Raw genomic sequence first — 22,381 nt, 5'->3', positions numbered from 1 at the left:
GATATCTTTACCTTCTATCCATAGCGATCAACCTTTGACTCCGCCAAGCGCGATACCTTTGATTACTTGCTTTTGCAGAATGATAAAGATCATTAATAGAGGCAAAATGGCAGCAACAGAGGCCATCATAAGAACCGCGTAATTGTCGGCAAATTCATTTTTGAAAAGCTGCAAGCCAAGCGGAATGGGATACAATTGCTTTGATATAAGGAAAATCAGCGGATTCTGATAATCATTCCAGACCCAAATAAATTTAATAATCGCTACTGTTGCTAGAATCGGCTTGGATAACGGCAGGATGATTTGCACATACATTCTAATATAGCCTGCTCCGTCTATTTTCGCCGCTTCCAGATATTCACTATGAATGGAGACCATGAACTGCCGCAGCAAGAAGGTAAAATAGATGGTCGAGAACATCCCCATGAGCATTAATCCCGCATGCGTGTTGTACAAGTGCAGCCACTTGAGCAGCAAATAACGAGGCACCAGCGTAGATTCGGCAGGGATGATCATCAAGGAAAGCAAAATGCCAAATGCCGTATTGCGCCCACGAAATTGCAGTTTGGTAAAGGCAAATGCCGCCATGGATGAGAAGAGCAACGTTGCAAGAGTTATCGTGAGCGCTAGCTTTAGTGAATTATAATAAAACAAAGAGAACGGGACGCTGCTAAGCCAAACTTCCTGGAAGTTGTTCATCAGGTTCCACTTGGTTGGCAGCCACTGGATCGGGAATACCATGACATCCTTCTCATACTTCGCTGCCGCCGAGAGCATCCAAAGCAAAGGCAGAAGGAATAGGAGCGAAAATAATCCCATCAATATCGTAGTGATCCACTTCGGTATATCTATCTTTTTCAATAACAAGCAAGCCCTCTCCTTTCTGCTATTCGTAAGCGGAATGCTTCTGCAGCCGATAAGTAATCAAAGTTACAACGCCGATAATAAGGAACAAGACCCATGAAATCGCTGAAGCATACCCCATCCTGAAGTTCTGGAAACCTTCCTCATAAATGCGGTAGACCAGCACAGTTGAGGAATCATTTGGCCCCCCGCCCGTAAGAAAAGCAATTAAATCAAACACCTTAAAGGATGACATTAGCGTCGTAATAAATAAGAAGGACGTTGTCGGTGCAAGCAAGGGAAGTGTAATCCGGAAAAACTGCTGAAAGGAAGATGCGCCGTCCATATTGGCCGCTTCATATAGCTCATCCGGGATATTCGTCAATCCAGCAATAAATATAATGATTTGATAGCCAAGAGCAGCCCAAATCGCAATAATCATGATGGAGGTTAACGAGTAATGGGTATCCGCCAGCCATTTCGGTGGGTTATGAATCCCTAGGCGGAGCAAGAACTGATTAATCGGACCTAGGGATGGATGGTACAAAGCGCTCCAAATCGCACCAAGAGCCGTTATGGAAGAGATATACGGGATGAAAAAAGCGATCTTAAAGTAGCTTTGTCCAAACACTCTGGCTTGTATGAGGACCGATAGAATTAAGGCAAACACGAGTCCAATAGGCACTGTAATTGCCGTATACGTTAAGTTGTTTTTTAAGGCCATGTAGAACTTATCGTCCTCGAATAGCTGCTTAAAATTATCAAGCCCGATAACCTTAATACTTGAAAGTCCCCCAACTAAGTTCCATTGACAAAAGCTTAAAAATAAGGAGAACAAGACTGGAAATACCCCTAGAATTAGAATGCATAGATAGACGGGCGATAGAAATAACCATCCCGCGAGCGCTTCTTTTCTTGGTTGATTCCAGAAAGCTCTTGGCCTCGAAGGAGTCGAAGTTAAAACAACCCTCTCTGACTTATGGATCAACATGCCGTTCACCTCTCTATATAAGTGTCATCGTATAGATCAACTATACTGCCTTTTCATTTTCACCTATGAATCTGATATTTTACTGATTTGTGTAGTATTTTTACTTTATGCCCCAGTAAATGAAAAAGATTGCCAACCACCTGACCAGTACGGTCCGGTAGAAAGCAATCTCTTCGAGAATATTGACTATTTTGCGCTGATTCCTCCTAAAAGCCTTTTCAACACAACCACTGATTCTGCCCTTGTGGCATGTTCCTGCGGAGCAAATTCTTGCTCTGTTCGGCCATTCATTAAGCCATCACCAACAGCCAGTTCTACGGAGTGTTTGGCCCAATCACTGACTGCGTTCTCATCGCTGAACGTGGCCCTGGTACTTGCCGTCATATCTTCGACTTTGGTCCCCGTCGCCTGAGCCTTCGCTCTCATGAGCATAGCGGTCATTTCTTCACGTGTAATGTTCTTCTCCGGGGCAAACGTATCATCAGAAACTCCGTTGATCAGCCCTGCTGCATAAGCTTTCTTCACCGTGTCCTCATACCAGGAGCCAGCTGCGACGTCAGCAAAAGGATTGAGCCCCGTGCCTTCCTTAAGGTTCAAGGCTTTGGCGATTAGAGTTGCAAACTGTGCGCGTGTTACATTCGTATCCGGTGCGAAATGATCGTCATCCATACCTTCCACGATCTGTTTGCTGACCATCAGCATAATATCCGATTTGGCCCAGTGACCGGCAAGATCGCTGAAGATTTTGGTGAAATCAGCGGATTTACTAAGCGTAATGGATTGACTTTTTAAATTGTGATCGACGATTTTCATAGAGGTCCATGTCACTTGGGATGCCCCAACCTTCTTGGCTTTGAAGGTAATAGTCCCAATGTCCAAATTTCCCTTCTCGCCATCTACTTTCCCCACTTTGGTATGTGCAAATGTCACTTCGTTGTTCTTCACGATAGGAGAAACGGAGAAGCCTTCAATCTTCGTATCTGCTTTGACGACTTCGAGCTTGCTGGCATCAAAAGCGAACTTTGCTTCATACGCGAATAAATCCTGCAGATTTTCCCCCTGTAACGTAACTGTAAATTCGCCTGTTGATTCGGTATCCGTGGTCTTCATCACAAATTGGGAAGCGTCCTCCGCATAGGCCGGACCGAGTAGTGCTAAGGAACAACCAAGATTGCAGACTAATGTGGCAAGTACGATTTTACGTCTCATTATAAGCCATCCTCTACGATTTATTGGATTATTTTGGCCGCTACAAAGGCAAGGTCGTTAATATCGATATGACCATCACCAGTAACGTCCGCTTTCTTAGCTTGTTCCCAATCTGAGCTGCTTGTATCTTTACTGTAATGGGCTGCTACGATGGCCAAATCGCCAATCGTCACTTTCCTATCGTTCGTCAGATCGCCAGGAAGTCCTGGAATCGGAGCCACTATCGCTACGCTGTAACTAGAAGCTGCCGCTTCCGCCTCGTCCCCTTCAGCATCGCCAAGCACCGCTTTCGAAATCGCCATCGTCCCCGTCTTATTCTCCGTGACAACTTTGGCTCTAAAAATTAGCTCCACAATTTGCGCGTCATCGCTAATTGCATGAGCTGCACCTTGACTAGCAATGATTAGTCGCAGTTTACCTGCTGATTGCTTTATTGGCTTCAGGATGGAGACGCCGTCAATCACCGATTTCGCCGATACGAACTCCATCGCATTCGCGTCATAGTTCAGAGTGACATCTTGTGCAAAAGCCGTTTGTGTCAAGTTTTTCAAACTGAATGTAACCTTGAATGTTTCCCCGCTCGCTACCGACCTGCCGCCAGTAAGCTCTGTTGATAGTGCTGCCGGTGGCGTATTTAACGTAACCTCAAGAACAGGTCGATAGGAGACATTGACATGCTCTCTGGACGCATAACTCACGTCCCCTTTCGCTCCCTGATTCGACGTAGAGGCAATCAACAGCGACATTTTCTTGTCAGCCGCAAGCGCACCATTCACTTGCTCAGTTACATCAAATTGGGCAGCCGAATAAGCCGTTGTAAGTGCCCAAGTGGCAAACGCTTGGCCCCCGGCAGGCTTATTATCCCAATTAATCCCCGACTCTCCCCAGCTGTTATCCGCCACAAGCTGCGCCTGATTCGTTGTACCAGACATACTCACACCAACCGGAATGAGCGTAACCTTAGCGCTTGCAATAGTGCCAGAAATGGAAGCTAGATTGAATCGCAAGTACGATTGCCGGGCATATCCAGCAGCATCCTGCTTGGTTACCAGACTATCCGCTGTCCCATAGCTCGTACTGGCATAAGAGCCGTCACGGACATACGCATCAGCTTCAGGCCAAATCATCATGATTGGAACCGGAATGGCGGATAACTCATTTGAAAGACTGCTTTCACCTGCTGCTTGGTAAGCCGCTACGGCAAAATAGTATTTCTTCCCCGTTTCCAAGCCAGTGACGGCAACTTGATTGGTTGAACTTACAGCTGTGACATCAAGCGTCTTGGTGTATACACCTGAAGACGTGCCATACTTCACCCTGTATCCAGCTGCTCCATGCACGCCAGTCCAAGACAAGACAACTTGAGAAGCGCCGCCTTCTGCACTTACCAAAATAGGCGCTTCTATACTTGAAGGCGCTTCCAGATTGAACTTGGCTGCGAATGTCTTACCGAAAGCCCCACTCGTTTGAACGATCAGTTTGATTGTCGGACTGAACTGGGTAACCGTGATACCAGGATCGAGGGAAACGACTCCAGCTGCACTGCGGTTAATTTCCACTTGAATCGTGCCTGTGTTCGCTTTCGTCGGATCAGACATCCCGATGTGGATTTCTCCATTCGTTTCGAGCATTGTGACTGAAGCCTTCTTGTCGCTTGTAATCAGTGGTTCATTGTCTGCATAGACCGTCTTGGTTACATCATTCCAGAAATTCGCTCCAACTGCATGCACAGACGTATCCATCACCGCATGAGCATCGGCTGAATTTTCCAGCATTTGAATATCCGGATTAGCCGCATAGATCTCCGTTGCCGCCGCATCCTTGCCTGGCAGCACAACATAAGCATAAGAAGCATTTGCAGGTGTTCGACCATGATTAAATGCCAGGCTAAGATAAGGATTCGCCACTTGTTCCGTGTTTCCTCCTGTATTAATCTGTTTCCATGTTCCTGATCTATATTCCCGTAGTCCAGTTATGGATGCTGTACCTGGAAAATAATAACCGATATCAGAACCTGGCACATTGCCAGCCAAATGAGCCCAGTGTGCGTTATTCATAGCTTCCGACCATCCAAGCCCATTCGGCTTGGTGACACCGTCTACAATGAACGTATTATCTCCACTTTCATTTAACTTACGGTTCTCGACAATGGTTTCAACCGTGCGTGCCGTGTCCGTACTTGTTATCCCTGAGCCTACGGCGACGATTTGATCCCCCAGCATGAACCATGATTTTTTTCCTTGCAAGGGACTTCCCGTATTTTGAGAAAGTGAGAACTGCATCCCCGCTGAGCCGTAGAGTTGATCAACAGATGAACCGCCAACCCATGTGTTTGGATTCGCATAGTTTTTCCAGTCAACCGGTGTTCCGCTTCCAGAACCATCTGTTGTCGTCCCAGGAAGGCGGTACATATTGACAGTAGCCCAGTAATTGCCGCTGTACTGCTTCAAATCATTGTTGTACAGCGTCGTCATTCCGACACCCGTAAACCACCCCTTGCTATTTTCACCATTGCCATATTCAAAGGCGGAAACACGTGGCGAGAACATGCTAATGCCCAGTCCAAAATGTTCACGAAGCTGGGAAACACGATCCATTCCCGGAAATTGGAATTGACCTACCAGCTTACCTTGTGCTGCGATCGCTGAATCACTCATCAGCCTCTTGCCAAGGATCATGTCGAACATACTTGCCCCTGTGTAATAGTTCGCAAAGGTTGTATCGGTTGATATCCATTCCTTGACCATCCGCTTGATTTTCATCGCTTGCTCAGGCGATGCACCTTCTGCCAGACGAAGCATGCTCAAAATAATAGATCGTCCCGTTGTATGATCGTTCCCACTTTGCCGTGAGATTCCCCGTCCTTTCAAATTATCCATGCTGGCCCCCATATAAATGAGCGGCTTGTATGATTCTTCGACCCATCTGTATACATTGGCCACATTCGGATCTATGATACGCCACGAAGAACCGCTTAATACATACATCAAATCCGCCATCCTTCCGAGCAGCACATCCCCATATCCGCCTGTGTAGGCAACATAAGTATGTTGAATAAACGATCCATCCTCGTAGAAACCATCTCCGCTTTTTACATATAGAAATGCGGGACTCATTGAATCCCTGCCTTGTGTAATTTTGGCGCTCGACTTACCGATAACGCCGCGAAGAGACACCACATAAGCTTTGTCCAGTAAGTTCGCTCCCGTCTCGACGACCGAACTTACCGTTCGTTTACTTGGATTAGGAACAAATCGGTCAATGGCCCGCATGTAATTATCAATCTGAGTTTGCGTCAAATCCCCATACATGAGAACTAGTGTGCTATTAACCAGCTGAGGCGTACCAATTTCCCAGTCCCACCAATTGTCATATTCACTTTTGGATTCTTTATAGCGATTGGCATAAGCCCAATCCAAACCGCTGATGATATCCGATTTGAGACTACTATTGTGATACAGAGGGGAGCCAATTGTGGAATAAGCAATTGCCATTTGATTTAATCGTGTAAAATGCGATGAAACCTCGCTCGATTTTGTTGTGCTTTGCAAATCAGCCCATAAGTAGGTCCTGTTCGCCGCTTTATTCATCGTGTCCCAGTAACCGGTCAAATTCTCATTGCTTACGGCATCGCTCTTAAATTTAATGTTTACGGAAATATCCGAGTCATTCGGATCATAGCCGCTTCCTCCCGTGAAATAAGTAAACATTTTGGCACGCAGCGCGTCGAATTCGTCAGCGGGGTTGGATGCTGCTGCTGCATGCGGCGTAAATGGGATGACAAGCATGAGAATGAGCAGCGTAAGAATGACGTGAAATGTTCTTTTTTGTTGTTTCATTCGTACCTCCCTATACGGATACGTTCCGTTAATTAAAAAAGAGGGGAGCATACTTCACTCCCCCGTTCTTTCTTACTCCATCATTTTGGATGCCACAAATGCTAGATCGTCAATATCGATTTTACCATCTGCCACAACATCTGCTTTTTTCGCTTGCTGCCAATCAGGGCTGTTGGTATCTTTGCCATAGTTAGCTGCCACAATAGCCAAATCGCCAATCGTCACTTTCTTATCATTCGTGAGATCGCCTGGCATGCCTGGCATCGGTGCAAGAATCGCTACACTATAACTGGAAGCTGCCGCTTGCGCCTCTCCTCCTTGCGCATCGCCGAGAACAGCCTTCGATACCGTGACGGTACCCGTCGTATTTTGCATGACGGCTTTCGCTCGGAACGTCAGCTCCACCACTTGCGCGTTGCCACTGACTGCATGAGCAGCACCTTGACTTACGATGATCATTCTCAGCTTGCCCGCTGATTGCGTAATCGGCTCCATCATGGTGACGCCCTCAATGACGGATCTTGCAGATACAAACTCCATCACATCTGCATCATATTGGACGGTCACATCTTGTGCTAATGCGGCTTGTGCGATGTTTTTCAAACCGTAGGTGACTTTGAACGACTCACCGGATTGAACGGTGCTGACCCCTGTAAGCTCTGTCGAGAGGACCATCGGTGAAGCCGCAATGTGTATCGTGATAACAGCTTCATCTGAATCCGCCATACCGTCATTGGCTCTGAAAGTAAACGTATCGGTTCCGCTTACGCCTGGGTTCGGTGTATACGTGAACGCACCCGTTGCCGGATTCGTAATCACCGCTGTCCCTTTCGTACCACCCACGACAATTGCATACGAGAGCGTATCCCCATCATAACGACTGACCGACAAGTTTCCGTTATAGACAGCGTCTTGCACGGTGTTCACATCAGCGCTAACTGCTGTAGGACTCTCATATAACGAGAGGGAGATATCGTCGAGATACGCTACTTTTCCATCATTGCTCGCATTCGTATTTTTCCATGAATAAATGGTGGCAGCTGTATTCGCAGCACCTGTTTTGAAAATGATTTTACCTTCTGAATAATCCAGTGTGCTAATTGATTTTGAAATCTGGCTGCCGCCATAATTTTTGACACCGATGCTTTGCGTATTTCCGGCATCCATCACTTTAATCCAGCCTCTAGCAACATAGTTCGTATTCGGTGTTAGACCGCTTACCACTTGTTCAGCACCTGAATTATTGCTCATAAACTTCACAGCATTGCTGCCGGAGTGTACATGGGCCGGATCGCTAATAATTGTGGCGCCTGTGCCATAGAAGGAAGTCCAGCCAGGCGGCGGTGCAGTTGTGCCCGCTTCGAATCCGCCGTTTTGGAGTAGATTTGCCTGCGCGATAGCTACCGTGACTGTTCCAACATTAGAATCAAGCAAGCCGTCAGATACTTTGAACGTAAAGCTATCGTTCCCTGTCGCACCGGAATGAGGTGTGTACACGAAGTCGCCTGTCGTGCTATCCAATAGCTGAACGTTACCTAAAGACCCGTTACTCACGATTGAATATTGAAGCTGATCGCCATCAGGGTCGCTTGCAGTGAGCTTGCCTGTTACAGGACGGTCTATTTTTACACTGTATTTCGCATTCGAAATCAATGGACGATGATTGACTCCCGTTGTATCGCCTTGGTATTCGAACGCTCCAATATCCGCAAACCCTTTGTATAACGGATTGCCTTCATAATCTTTACCACCGTTATTATTCATCGCAATCCCCGCATTAATAGCAGGCGAATCCGGTTGCAGCTCATAGGCATTGGCTGTTGCCAATCCTGATCCTGCACCACCTGGATGCACAAACTTTGGTTCATCTGTCACCTTGTTAGCATCGTTAGGCTCATTCGCAGAATGAACGCCTCCCGCTTCATAGAACACATTGTTGCTGAATAAAGCATTGCTCCAACTGTTGTTCAGCCAATTTGTAGGTGTCGTCGTGTTCGTGTTATAGAAAATATTGTTATAGAAGCTATAACCCCTTTTCACTGTGTTGCCTGAACCCATTATTTGGTTCTTACTTCCATCATAATAAAACACATTATTATAAATAGAGCCCGTTGTCTTCTCGTCAAAAGCAAAGTGCCTGAATATAATGCCGTCGTTCTGACTGACGTTATAGCGCAATACATCGTTCTCATTGGTTCCCATCAGGAGCATGAACCCCATCGGATTATCATGGCTGTAATTGTATTGGTAAACCGTATTAATCAGGAATTCGTCGAAGTCAAAAGCGCATCCGTCCTGATTATTAGCAGGTCCTCCCGTAACCTCGTTATACTGAATGAGTGTATTCTTGGCAACTGCCAGCCAAATGCCTGCAATGGCATTGCTGCTCGCAACCCGCGTACCAAATTTGTTCAAATAGTTATACTCCAGAACTGCCCCATCCGTATCCCGTAAAATAATACCGTCTCCGCCCACATCTTCCATCGTGTTATGCGCGATGTAAAAGCCCGTGTTCCAATTGCCATATTTGAATGTGGCTGTCGTTGAGAAGGAATCGTCGCCGACATAGTTCGCATGAGCCGCAACACGAATGGCAACGCGATCGACTTTGCGAATCGTATTATTTTCAACCTTCACATCATTAAATCTGGCCGAAGTCACTTGGCTGGTTGGAGCCGTTCCTTTGACTACACCGATAATGCCGCCATTTTCTTTGGGACCTGCGTTGTTGTTTCCATCGATATCATGAACATAACAGTTTCGGATATAAATGTGGTTGTACACCCGATCGCTTTCATTCGCATCGATGGTGAAGAAAATACCCGCTCTAAGCGCAGCAGAATCGTTGTTCTCACTTGCAAAATTGTCATCATTCGTTACTTCTAAATTGTTAAGTTCCCAGTATTCCTGATTTTTCAGAAACACTGCCCCTGAGTTGTAGGTCGTCGTTGAATTGTATATCGTTTGATCGAAATTATTCCCCTGCCCGTTAATAAGAGGTCTGTTGCCTGTGCCATATTGGTCGATAATAATTGGACTGCCTTCCGCTCCTGAACCTTTCGGCCATAATTGACCATTCCATGAATCGCCTGCTTTGAGCAAAATCTTGTCACCAGGAATAAACGTCGTGCTGCTGACTTTATTCAAGGTTTTCCATGGTGCAGCTGCGCTTAATCCATCATTCGCGTCATCGCCTGCGGAGGAGCTGACATAGAAGGTATGGCTTCCTTGACCCGAAATTTGAATATTCGTTTGACCGACAACACCGCTGCCGTCTTGCGCTGTAGCCTTGACAGTTACGGAGCCATTGTCTATGGCTGTCAACAAACCAGTGCTGTTGATCGAAGCACTTCCTGTCCCCTTCTCTACCGTCCAAGCTACGTTAGTGGTTGGCGCTCCTCCAGGCTGAGCCGTCGCTCCCATTTGCAGCTGTCCAGCACGCGAAGTGATCTCTGTAGCTCCACCAGCTCCTGTCACCGTCAAAGAGGTCATTTTGACATCAAATGTTAGCTGCAAAATATTGCTTTTTACACCGCTAGGATCATTGGCTGTTGCTTGAATTTGCACGGTGCCGGCTTTAACTGGCGTAAGAACGCCAGTGCTCGAAATCGTTGCGACATCCGCTCCTTGCAGGATAGCCCAAGTAACGGATGGATCCGCCGTGTCCACCGGTATGACCGAAGCACTAAGCGCTACAGGATCAAGCGTCGTGAAGCTTGTTGCTCCCGCTGACGCTTGAATCGTGATAGCTGCAGCTTTCATCGTCTGGCCTGTGATCGTGATTACAGCGCTACCGGATATTTCCGGCTTAACCGTGGAGGTAGCCGTTACTTTGACGGTTCCATTCCCCTTCGCAGACAATAAGCCTGTTGCCGAAATCTCGGCATTGTTCGTTGGCGTTCCGTCTGCATTCTCTACTTTCCATGTCACCATGGAAGGTGCGCCAGCAGGATTGACAGCTGCTGTCATTTGCAGGGAACCTGCATCTGCCGTAATAGCTGCCGCTCCGCCTTGTCCCGCTACAGTCAACCCTTCCAAATCAGCGGTCGTAACCGGGATCGACAGTGTTGTCGATAGACTGGTTCCAAGCTGTGTTGTTTTGATATCGTCATAGTAAGTAACTGCATTATTAGGCAGCCAATTGCCGAGCAATGCGACGTATTGATATTTCGTTTCTGCTGTTGTCGTGCCAACCAAAGTTCCGTCTATGTACATTTTGGCATCGGTACCTGAAGTGAGGTCCCATTTGAACTCATGCCAAGATGGCGTTGTTCCACGATTCACGGGTGAAGGGGAAAAGGCGGAAGTCATTAAACGCGTAGTAAATTTAGTCCCCGAACCTGTGGCACCGTCCCAATGTTCTCCCATGAGCAGCCCCGCTGATACATTCACGGCTCCTGATGTAGTTTTGGTACCTACATAAATATTGTTTCTAGACTGATCAGCAGGGGAAGCTGCCCCAGCGGAGCCATTATAAAACCATGCCGTCACAACCCCATTCAAGGCTTGGCCCATATCAACTCTTACCGTATTCGTAGTGGGGCCTGTGCGATTAGCACTATACGTGCCGCTGTGCGCTGGAATCCCTGCCCCTGTTTTGGCCACTACCGCCGTTGATGTCGTTGTTGTGGCACTCGGGTCATAGCTAAAACTGCCGATGTTGCCGCTTTCAAATCCCTCGAAATATTTTACATCCAAGTACTTGATGTCAGCTTTAACATCTACAGGCACATTGCCCGCAGAGCCGTCGTACGTCAATATACCTGTTGCATCATCGATCGTTACACCTTGAACGGTTGACGTATAATGAACACCGCTGAGCTCAGGATCTGTTGAATTGGAGGCGGTTGTCTTCTTCAGCTCAACTTCCGTTCCATTGCTCATATGTGCCATTACCTTTAGCTGAACTTGCTCGCCAAGCGTCGCAATTTGCGTTTTGTCAGCCAACACGTAGGTATTCACCACCGTAGGTATAGCCGATGGCGATGGAATGACGGCCGCATAGGCTGTTTGGGTGCTGCTGCCGAACGGTAAATTCACCACATTGATGGCCAAAAGCGAAACAACACCCAAAGAAACAGTGCGTTTAAACGTTTTAATAAAAGGCATGATTCACGGCTCCTTAGTATCGTATGAGAAGTTCTTGTCTTCTCCATATGATACAGTACGTATTGTCCAAATCATGTGCATAATCTTTACTTTTTCGTTTAAATTCTTTACTTGTTTCCTACTTGAGATTCGACATTATTTTCACATAGCACATAGTTATGCTGAAATTTGACACATTTTGTATCATCCATCATACACTTTAGTGCAAATCAGAAATGGAGTTAGAAGGAGACCAGGGAAACGTTCTTCCCCGATCTCCACAATTTCCTGTTATTCTAAAATTTTCATCGCCATTGCTGCGATGTCATCAATGTCAATCTTGCCATCGTTATTCATATCCGCTGATTTAACAGCCTGCCAATCTGCACTAGCTGATGTTTTACCATAATGAGCAGCTACAACTGCAAGGTCACCAATGCTTATTTTGCCGTCATGGTTAATATCGCCTACGGTACCAACCGCAATATTGATTCCTACCGATGACACTGCTGCAGTTGTTTCCGCGCCCGTGCCGTCAGCCAGCGTAGCACTTGCTACAGAGATTGCTGCTGATGCCGACTGCGAGATAGACTTCGCTCGGAAGGTTATTTCCAGCAACGGTGTATCACCTATAATCGCATTCCCTGCCCCTTGGCTGGCCAAAAGAAGACGCAAACTGCCTGACGTATTCTTGGATTCAACAAGGCTTACTTTATCTTTTACCGATTTGACAGACACGAAGTCCACTAGGTTCGCATCATAATTCACCACAAAATCCTCAGCATAAACTTGACTCGTTACATTGTTCAGACCTAATCGGACAACGAAGTCACTGCCTGGAGTGACAGAAGGAACACTGCTAAGCGTTGTCACAGCACTAGAAGGCACCGCTGCTTCTACCGTCACTTGACTTGTCGCCTGAAGGCTGCCGTCAACGCTAGTAGCTGTAATCGTCACTGTCCCTGGTTTTATACCAGTTACAATTCCTTTACCCGCTTGATTGTCCACGCTCGCTACCGTGGAATCACTGCTGCTCCAAGTAACGTTCTTATTGCTCGCATTCACTGGCAATACGGTTGCCGTCAACTCCGTCGTCTGTCCTTGTTTGACCGTTGCGGCAGATTTATCAAGCTGCACGCCTGTGACCGGAATCTGCACCGTTGTATCCTCGCGTACCGCACTCTTCAAATTCGGCAGTGCTTCCTGACCTTGCGCATTGGCAATGACCGCTGTCTCCAACGATGCCGCAGCAGATTCTTCTTGCTGAGTTGCCTGAATCTTCAGCAAAGCTGCATCCGGTGTAATGCTGTTCTCTGCGCTTAGTACGACTCTCGTACGTCCATTAGCCGATTCACTTCTGAGCACCTTCACGCCTTCTTGAACGGATTCTACCGCCGTTACGTTCAGTCCATTCGTCGCAACGACAATGTCCATCGCTTTGGCAGGGGACGCTGTATTGCTGACAGACAACTCATAATACTTGAACTGCTGCGTTGTTGGAGCTACCACTTTCGTCAACTGCAGATTTGGCGAATCCGCTTTGTTCTGATCTTTCTGTGCCACGAACATGCCGTTAATCCCTTGCGAGTCACCAATGGTTCCACTAATACCTAACGCCTTCAATACCGTGGCTGCCAAATCTTTGGTCGTCCCACCTTGCAAAATTTTCTCCTTGCCTGTACCCGTTGCCACCGTTCTCCCGTTTGCCGCAAAGAAAATCGTTGTCGCGAGCGGGGAATCCTGTCCGTGTGAAGTCGCGCTTCCTAACGTCGTATTGGCGTTCTCCGTGCCTCCCCCGTGATCCGGCAGCATGACAATCAAGGTATCATCCAGCAAGTTTTTATCACGCAGTGAGTTGACAACTGTTCCTACGTTCAGATCCGTCTTCGTCAACTGCTCATAATATTGCTTCGTGTAGAAGCCAATACCATGCCCCGCATGGTCCATATCGTCAAATTGGATGAACATGAGCGATGTATCGAGTGCTTTACCGCTTGCCACATACTGTGCGAAAGCAGCTGCGTCCGCTTCATCGTTTCCTGTTCCAACTTCAACGCCTACTGATGGTTCGATATGTCCGTCCAAAATGTTTTTCCACTGCGCGAAAGCGACCATTTTCTTGTTCGGTAATGCTTCTCGCACCTTCTTGAAAACGGATGGATAGGGTGAGGTTTCCGAATAGTAATAGAGTCCGCTTTCCGTGTTGTTAATTTGATGTTTGCTAAAGTCAACGCCATTCAACATAGCGCCCCAGTTCGGGGATGAGCTTGATGGCAGTGTCGTTTTGGCCGTGTAGCTTGCAGCGCCTTTCTCAATTAGACTGCGCAGGTTAGGCGCGATCTGCCTATTGCCGACCTGCTCCTTCAGGGAGCTTGGCGTCTCCCAATACGGTGCGTTTGGCATCACAGACAAACCTCCGCCATCCATGCCGATCACGACAACCCTTTTATACGGAACGTACTGCGCATTGCTGGCAATTGAGCTCTGCAGCTCGGAGGAGTTTCCTTGTGCAAGGGCAAGGTCGCCTACCGTGACAACGCCGTCCTTATTCAAGTCTTCTGTGGCTTTCGGATGAATTTGAACCGTCTCTGGCTGCGAATTAAACGTTTCATTCACCAATTTGGTCGTTCCGGCATAAAACTCTGCCTTGCTTACCTGAATTTGCCCTTGTCCGGAAGCCGCTTTCGTTCTAAAAAACACTTCAGAAATTCGCGATTTGTTGTATTCAAGTGGATTGGATTGGCCATATACGATGCCTCCCGGAATGGTCAACTTCACGATGCCCGGGGTGGAAGTATCTGCTGCTATCGCGTTCGTTGCGCTTACAAACTCGAACAAGTTGTTATCATAGGCGAGCTCGATAACTGATTTATCTACTGCCGTACTCATGGTTGGCGTACGAAGGTCCAAATTGACTCGGAATGTGCTCCCCTGTACGGCATGCTCAGCGCCAATCAAGTTCAGCGAGCCTTTGAAGTTCTCATTCACCTCTATCGGAGGTACACTATTAAACATATCCCCAACTTCCTGGGCGGTGACGGCTCGTTTAATGACTTGCATGTCATCCACTTGCATATCAAACGTGCTTACCTCGTAATTCCCTGTACCATCGTTGCCGATCATCGTGGACAATCCCGAATCAATCGTTCCTGTTCTGCCGGCAATATTCATACTACTCGATATGCTTTGGAATAATGTGCCGGTTTTCACCGAAATGGCCACAGGTACTCCGTCTTTATAGAAATCAGCGCGTCCGGTCGTTCGATCATGAGAGACGACAATGTGGTGCCATTTCCCGTCAGCTACATTCGGAATCTCAGCATCCGCTCGAGACCCGCCCTGTGTGTTATAGTTCCATTTCAAACTATTGTTCGGCTGTAAAGACAAGGCATAACCTACATTGCTGCCGCTAGCCCAGTTTTTGTTTGCAATAACCGGGGGATCGCTTGCTACACCAGGAGACTTCACCCAGAACGCTAATGTGAAATTTGTACTTGTGCCTAATTGCAAATTAGCTGGCTTGCCTAGATTCAGATATTGCCTGTTTGCACTTGTCGAGTTGAGATTGATTGCCTTTCCTTCTCTTCCGGCCACATAAGTTGGATTCCCCGCTGCTGTGACATTGGTTGCGTTTGTAGAACTGTCGACAGTATTGTCCTCAAACTTCAATTGAAGCGCAAAGTCCGAGGCAACGACTGCGGCATAGGCCGTTTCCGCCAGGTATGGCAGCGTAACCAACAAACTGGATGTGGCTAAGAGCGTAGCTGTTAACGTAGACATGAAAACTTGCTTAAACGTTACTTTCACTTGGACATCCTCCCGAAATAAAGTAATAGTTTTTGCTGCTTGCCAACACGTTTACAAAACCAAAACAATACAAACACACACAATAACAACTAGTTACTATGTGATCTTATGCGAGAGATTGAGAATTGACAAGCCCTTAAATGAAATTTTACAAAACTAAAACAATGTAAATACACACAACACCAACTGTATAACCTGTTATTTTATTAGATGCAATAATTGTTGACAATACTTTCGACAAAAGCTCCCATAATGCGTATTTTTTCAGCGTTTTATTCTCAACTCAGTACAGTCTATCGGACACAGCAGCCGTTATATTCGCGAAAATCGTCGTGAATGATTGCTAACGGACACCAGGAACCCTATTTGCTCATTTCAGGGTGAAATCAGTCCCCAAATGAGCAAATAACAGCACTGGTGTCCGTTAAATGTTCGAAGAAGCCCTTTTTCTTCGAATAAGGGCTTCTGTGTCCGCTATTGAGGAGACCCTCGATAAATCTAGTAAGGGTCTCCTTTCTCTGCCTATTGCATAATTTTCGAAGCAATGAAGGCCAGATCTGAGATTTCAATCTCTCCATCATTGTTGTAATCCAAATGTTTAATGCTCGCCCAATCTGGACTTAAGGAGTTTTTGCCGTAATTAGCGGCAATCATACCCAAATCGCCGATTGATACTCTTCCATCGTTGTTCAAATCACCAGGAATGCCGACAGGAATCGGTGTTACTTGAACGCTTAAGGAGGAATTTAACGCTTTGAACTCGTTCCCTAGCTCATTCCCAAGCGTAGTATCAGTCACTTCAATGGAGGTCGTAGTAACTGCAGTGGGCACTTTCGAATTAAAAGTAAGCTTGAACAATTCCGTCTTGCCTGTCACAGCGTGCCCTGCGCCTTGGCTAGCGGCAATCAGACGAATTTTCCCCGGTACATCGTTCACTTTTTTAACGATAGTCAGGTTTGGATACAGGGAATCAACCGACACGAATTCCATGACACTAGGATCGTAGCTTAGGGTGATATCTTCCGCATAAACCTGCTGTGTCACATTGTTCAAACCATAAGTCACTTGGAGCGACCGGCCGCCTTGAACAGTGGAGCTTCCCGTTAGTGTTGTATAAGGATCTTGTGGCGCAACCACTGTCACCACGACAGCAGCAGTCGCTTGCTTCCCTCCATAGGTTGCTGTGACAACAGTTTCCCCTTGGGATACACCCGTGATTGTACCGCCAGTTAGCGTAGCAAGCAGCGGATTGCCAATCTCGAACAGAGATGCAGTAGTCACATCTTGATTGGTTCCATCTGAATACTGCGCAGTTACCTTAACTGGTGTGGATAACCCTTGTTGCACGTCATAGCTCGCTGAATCAAAAGCAATGGTTTGCAAGGTAGGCGTTACATCCAACTTATACACGTTCAGCTCTGCTGCGGAAGCAAAGTTGCCTGCACCAGCAGTTGCTTCTAGCTTAATAAAAGCAGCACTCACAGCTGCAAAATTCACATCTTTCACACTGTTATTTTGCAGCCATGCTCCACTCGCTACTTTCGTATACGCGTTGCCGTCTTCACTGACGTAGACGTTGTAGGCGGTAATTGTACCATTCCCAGCGTCTTGACGAGGCGTATATGCCAGCTTGCTAATTTTGTAAGTACCGCCCAAGTTCAACACAATGGATTGCGGCAGCGGATCAACATTGAACCATTTGATGTGCCACCAAGTGCTCGGATCTCCATCAATAGCCATGCCAGGTTCGTTGCCAGACTGGGTGCTTGCTGCTGTCGCTGTCATCTGAGTTTGCGGTATTATCACCAAGCCCGTTTGCCCCGTTACTGTAACATCTACAGCCGCTTTGAATCCACCTTCTGCCGTAGTAGCGGTAATCGTAGCTGTTCCTGCGCCTTTCGCAGACACGACGCCCCTCTCATCTACCATTGCAATGGCAGGGTTGCTAGTGCTCCAACTAACACCTGAGTTTGCTGCATTCAAAGGCATTACAGTGGCTTCCAAAGCAATTGGTGCATCAAGTACATTCATCGTAATCGCTGAACGATCCACCGTTATGCCCGTTACTGGCGCCGTGCCGACAATCGGCAACCCGATCAGCTTCACGTCCGCAATACTAGCCTTGGTATTCGCATCAGCGAGTCCCGTAATCGTTATTCTCACATAGCGCCCTTGGCTGCCGAATGTATCTTTGAGGATCGGAGCTGCTTCCGTATTGCTCATGCGGTTTAATACTTGAATCCAGTTGCTGCTGCCCGCCTCCCGGACTTCCAGCTTGTATCGATACACTTTATCGCTCTGTCCGAACGCGATCTCTAACCCTTGGATGGCATGCATGCTGCCCAAATCGGCGGACCATACATGGCCAGGGTTCGCATCACTCGCCATCCACATCGTATCCAACTTGCCATCGTTGGCGTTACTTGCCGCGAATGATGGATCCGAGCTGTCTGCCGATGCCGGTTTGCCTTTCAAAATGTCTCCTAAGGCGGGCGGCGCTTGAGGCGTTTCATACACATCAAGTTCGGATGCTGAGGCGAATCCGCCCACGGCTACGACTGCTTCCAGCTTCACATAACGAGCGTCAACCGCTTCGAATTGCACATATTTTTTGACACTATTACGAGTCCAAGATCCTGAGCTTATTTTTGTATAATTCGTGCCGTCGCTGCTCACATACAGATTATAAGATTGAATCGTGCCATTCCCAGCATCTGTACGTGGCGAATAACGGAATTGGCTAATATTGCGCACTTTGCCCAGATCAACAATGATCGATTGCGGCAATTTGTCAGAGCCGTCCCATTTCGTGTGCCAGACTGAATTCGCATCGCCATCAATCGCTTTGGACGCTTCACTGCCAGGCTGGAAGCTTAATGCAGAAGCCTTCAGCTGATTTTTGGGAATCGCCAGTGGAATAGGTACGCTGCCATCCCGGTATACATTCAGCTCTGCTGCAGCTGCCAAACCATTAACTCCAGCTGTTGCTTCCAATCGCACATATTGCGCTTCAGCGGTAGCGAACGTCACGGTTTTCTCTTGCTTATCCGCTGCCCAAGTACCACTGGCAACCTTGGTATAATTCGTTCCATCTGTGCTTACATACACGTTATAAGCCGTAATAATACCGTCCGTGCCTAGATACTGTCTTGGCAGGTATTTCAATTTATTCACAGAAAACTTCGTGCCTAAATTCAGTGTGATAGACTGTGGCAGAGGTGCGCTGCCGTCCAGCTTCGTGCTCCAGACCGTTTCCGTGCTTCCATCGAGCGCATTCGCTAACGGAGCAGTAGCATCGGTGCTTGTAGCCGTTGCCACGATGTCTCCCTGCGCAATTTTCGTTGGGTCGTTATCTGGTTCAGGCAGTGTAATAACAGCAGCATCTGTCAATGGTGTTGTATCCGCCTCGAAACCGGCTACTTTCAATTCAAATCCTTGATCCGACGGCATATCCGGTGTTTTCACGTAGAGGATGCCACCTTTGTCTGCCGCATCAAAATACCAACCGCTTGCTGCTGCCGTCCATTCTGTTTTACTTGCAAGCTCCGTATAAGTTGACCCGCCGACAACTATACTTGTCGGTTTCACATGCATGTGAATTTGGAATTGGTTGGTGCGTGCTGCCAGCTTGCCATTGTAATCGCCAACGCTTGCTCCTACTTGAACCTTCAAATCGCCGGTTCCAGCTTCCGGAGCTATGGAAGTAATGAATGTTTTCGCAAATTTACCGCTGCGGTGCTCTCTCGTTACCCCATCATCCTCGTACATCGTGAAAGATGAAGTTTGGTAAGGATAGATATCATACGTAATCGGATTCGGCGGCACTTGACCGTCGTATAGCGTTTCCGGATACATCGGAATAATCGCGCCCGCTTTGACAAGCAGCGGTACACGGTTAAGTGGTGCGCTGTATTCATCCAGCATTTTGGAGCCGTAATGCTCAGCGCCTGTCCAGTAATCGATCCATTTGCCTTTCGGCAAGTAAATACCGTTTCTTACTGTCGTGTCTTTGTACACCGGTGCAACGAGCAGTGACTGCCCGGACATGAATTGATACTGTGTCAGCGTATTCTTGGTGTTCGGATCGTTCGGGAATTCGTAAACCATCCCTCTTGTGAACGGTGCTCCCGACTCATAAGCTTCATTGAGGTAAGTGTAAAAATAAGGCGTTAAACGCTGTCTAAGTTTCAAAATATCACGGTTATAGCTTGTATAAGGCTCTCCATAGCGCCAAGGCTGCTTATCTACGGATGCCCAACCGGACATACTCATTAGAATTGGCGTGAACGCCTTCCACTGCAGGTCACGGACATATGTCTGTGCGCTGCCGCCGAAAATCCCATCCACATCACCGGTAGCGTACGTCATGCCTGACAGACCGGCACCGATCATTGAAGGAATGTGGAAGCGGATATATTCCCAGTTCCCGGATTGATCTCCGGACCAAACCGTGGAGTAGCGCTGCGTGCCCGCCCATCCGCCAACGGACCACACGAATCCGCGAGAGTCCGAGTTGCTCTCGACGCCTTGATGCGCCTGCTTCGTTGCATCCAGCGCAAAGTCGTATCCAGGTCCGACCCACGCTACGTCAAGCTTATTCAAGCGAGTTCCAGCCACGCCTACTTCGGTTGCGATATTCGCAAGACCGTTCTGCGTCCATAAGCCGGTGTAAAAACCCAAATCATGAAGCTGCTGCACGGTGCTTGGCAGCTGCACATAGCCACAGCCATAACCATCATTCGGCAGCAGCCATCCGCCAGGCATATCATTGGAACGGAAGCCTTGAGCTACCTTCAGAACATCTGGCGTCGTCAGCTTATTCGGCTTGTTAGCGCCTGTGTTACTTGTGTTGTAACAATCCGCATCCCCCATGCTCATTCCCCATCTAGGAATCAGCGAAGGCTTGCCTGTCAAATCTGTGTAACCGTTTAAGATATCTTTCATCGTATCGCCGTAGAAATAGTACGCATCAAAGCGATTTTCATTATGAGTCAATTGTGCGGGACTGCCGAAATCGTATGTACCGTCTTGGAAGGTGTTCCGCAGTACGCCATAACCAGCCGTGCTCAAGTAAAACGGAGACGGATTGGACACCGTTCCGCTGCCCCAATCGCCAAAGTTTTTGGCGATCTTAATCGTTTTGTCCCGATGTGAGAAAAAGCCATTTTGCATGCCACCGCCGTAGTAGTACTCATCAGCACCTCTAACGAGCTTCTGAGTTGTAGCAGATGAGCTATAGTTTAACGGTGATTCCTCTTGCCAAACAAGCGTCGTGTTGTCACTTTTGTACATCGCGAATTTCAGCGGGCTTTTGTAAGCGCGCAAAACGAACTTGCCCGTCGCAATTTTGTAGTAGCTGCCCTCATCTGTCCAATCCACGGCTACAGGTCCGAAGTCCTCCTTCACCACGATCGGCTCTTTCGGCGTAGCTGAGCTTTTGCCCGCTAACGTCTGAAAATTCCCGCCTACGCCAAGCCAGATACGAACCATGTCGTCGCGATTGAAAATGACTTTCACCTTATCGGTGCCCGATGTGATCGTGAACGTCTTCGCGTCTGTCTTCTCGAAATTCGTGATGTCGCCAACCGCTGCCGCATGCGTCGTAGTGCCGCCCAAGCAGATGATAGCGACGACGAACATCAGGCAAAAAGCATAACCAAAAGCGTGCTTTAGCGTCTTCACTTCCTACACTCTCCTCTTCATTTTCAACCTTATATGGCTAAACGACTGAGAGAATCTAAGCTGCTACTAACCTTTTAATGCCCCAGCCGTAATCCCTCCTGTAATCTGTTTTTGAAAAATACTATAGAAAACAATTGTCGGCCCCATGGATATAATCAGGGCAGCGAAAAGGGGGCCCCACTCTGTTCTGTACTGCATCTCCCCCTGCATAACCGCAATGGCTACCGGGATTGTATACTTGGTAGGATCATTGATCAGCACAAGTGCAAACACATATTCATTCCAAATATTCAGCACCGTAATGATCGCTACGGACATCAAACCCGGCTTGGCAAGTGGGAGCATGATCCGGAAGAAGATTCCATAGTGGGAAGCCCCATCCATCGAAGCCGCTTCTTCAAGCTCACTTGGGAGTGATTTGAAAAAGCTGACGAGAACAAAAACGGCAAAAGGTACGGCTGTAACCATGTAGACTAAAATAAGACCAAATAAATTGTTCGTTAGATGAAGATCATTCAGTAAGAAGAACAAGGGGATAATCCCTAGAAACGTTGGAATCATCATGTAGGAAAGGTACGAATAGTACAGCAATCCGTTGCCTCTGAACGTAAACCGGGCAATGACATAAGCAGTCGTAGCCGACAAGAGCACACCAAAGACGGTGCTTACTACTGTCACTACTAGGGAGTTCATAAAATTTTGACCAAAATGATATTTTCCCCACACAAACGAGAAATTCGACCAAAGCAGGGGAAAATTCGGCAGGTCCCACGGTTTCCCAATAAAGAACTGCTGGTTATCCTTCAAGGAACTAAAGATGGTCCACAGCAGCGGATATAAAATACATAGGGACCAAGTGATTAGACACACATTGAAAAACATTCGAAATGCCGGATTCATCATACGTTGACTCATAAGTATT

The 22,381-nt window shown here is 47.5% G+C and carries 8 protein-coding genes; all 8 read right to left on the bottom strand.

The genetic code is table 11. The features are described 5' to 3' along the window. Positions 1-27 precede the first annotated feature (27 nt). The 8 genes from GQF01_RS13970 to GQF01_RS13935 all read right to left on the bottom strand — a co-directional run bounded on the left by GQF01_RS13970 (position 28) and on the right by GQF01_RS13935 (position 22,374). Positions 28-819 (bottom strand): carbohydrate ABC transporter permease, encoded by a 792-nt coding sequence (locus GQF01_RS13970; RefSeq protein ID WP_407945406.1) that lies wholly within the window; start codon positions 817-819, stop codon positions 28-30. Positions 820-886: 67 nt separating this feature from the next. Further along, a complete protein-coding gene (locus GQF01_RS13965) occupies positions 887-1,834 on the bottom strand; it encodes a carbohydrate ABC transporter permease (RefSeq protein WP_161407379.1) in 948 nt (315 codons plus the stop codon). Between the two features lie 186 nt (positions 1,835-2,020). Next, positions 2,021-3,043: an S-layer homology domain-containing protein gene (locus GQF01_RS13960; protein ID WP_161407378.1), complete on the bottom strand. Its 1,023-nt coding sequence runs from the start codon at positions 3,041-3,043 to the stop codon at positions 2,021-2,023. Between the two features lie 20 nt (positions 3,044-3,063). Continuing rightward, positions 3,064-6,882: a polysaccharide lyase family 8 super-sandwich domain-containing protein gene (locus tag GQF01_RS13955; protein WP_161407376.1), complete on the bottom strand. Its 3,819-nt coding sequence runs from the start codon at positions 6,880-6,882 to the stop codon at positions 3,064-3,066. 72 nt (positions 6,883-6,954) lie between these two features. Beyond that, positions 6,955-11,991, bottom strand: coding sequence for an Ig-like domain-containing protein (locus GQF01_RS13950; RefSeq protein ID WP_161407374.1), 5,037 nt, complete (start codon positions 11,989-11,991; stop codon positions 6,955-6,957). Between the two features lie 270 nt (positions 11,992-12,261). Beyond that, positions 12,262-15,777 (bottom strand): Ig-like domain-containing protein, encoded by a 3,516-nt coding sequence (locus tag GQF01_RS13945; protein WP_161407373.1) that lies wholly within the window; start codon positions 15,775-15,777, stop codon positions 12,262-12,264. Positions 15,778-16,299: 522 nt separating this feature from the next. Further along, on the bottom strand, positions 16,300-21,459 hold the full coding sequence (locus GQF01_RS13940) for a discoidin domain-containing protein (RefSeq protein WP_161407371.1): 5,160 nt from the start codon (positions 21,457-21,459) through the stop codon (positions 16,300-16,302). A gap of 66 nt (positions 21,460-21,525) precedes the next feature. Next, positions 21,526-22,374 carry a carbohydrate ABC transporter permease gene (locus GQF01_RS13935; protein ID WP_161407370.1) on the bottom strand — a complete coding sequence of 283 codons (849 nt, stop codon included), beginning with the start codon at positions 22,372-22,374 and terminating at the stop codon, positions 21,526-21,528. Between the last annotated feature and the right edge of the window lie 7 nt (positions 22,375-22,381).

The sequence above is a fragment of the Paenibacillus silvestris genome, from assembly GCF_009882985.1.
Taxonomy (GTDB): domain Bacteria; phylum Bacillota; class Bacilli; order Paenibacillales; family NBRC-103111; genus Paenibacillus_E; species Paenibacillus_E silvestris.
Note: the sequence above shows the minus strand (reverse complement) of the source record. Positions and strands in the feature narration are given on the sequence as shown.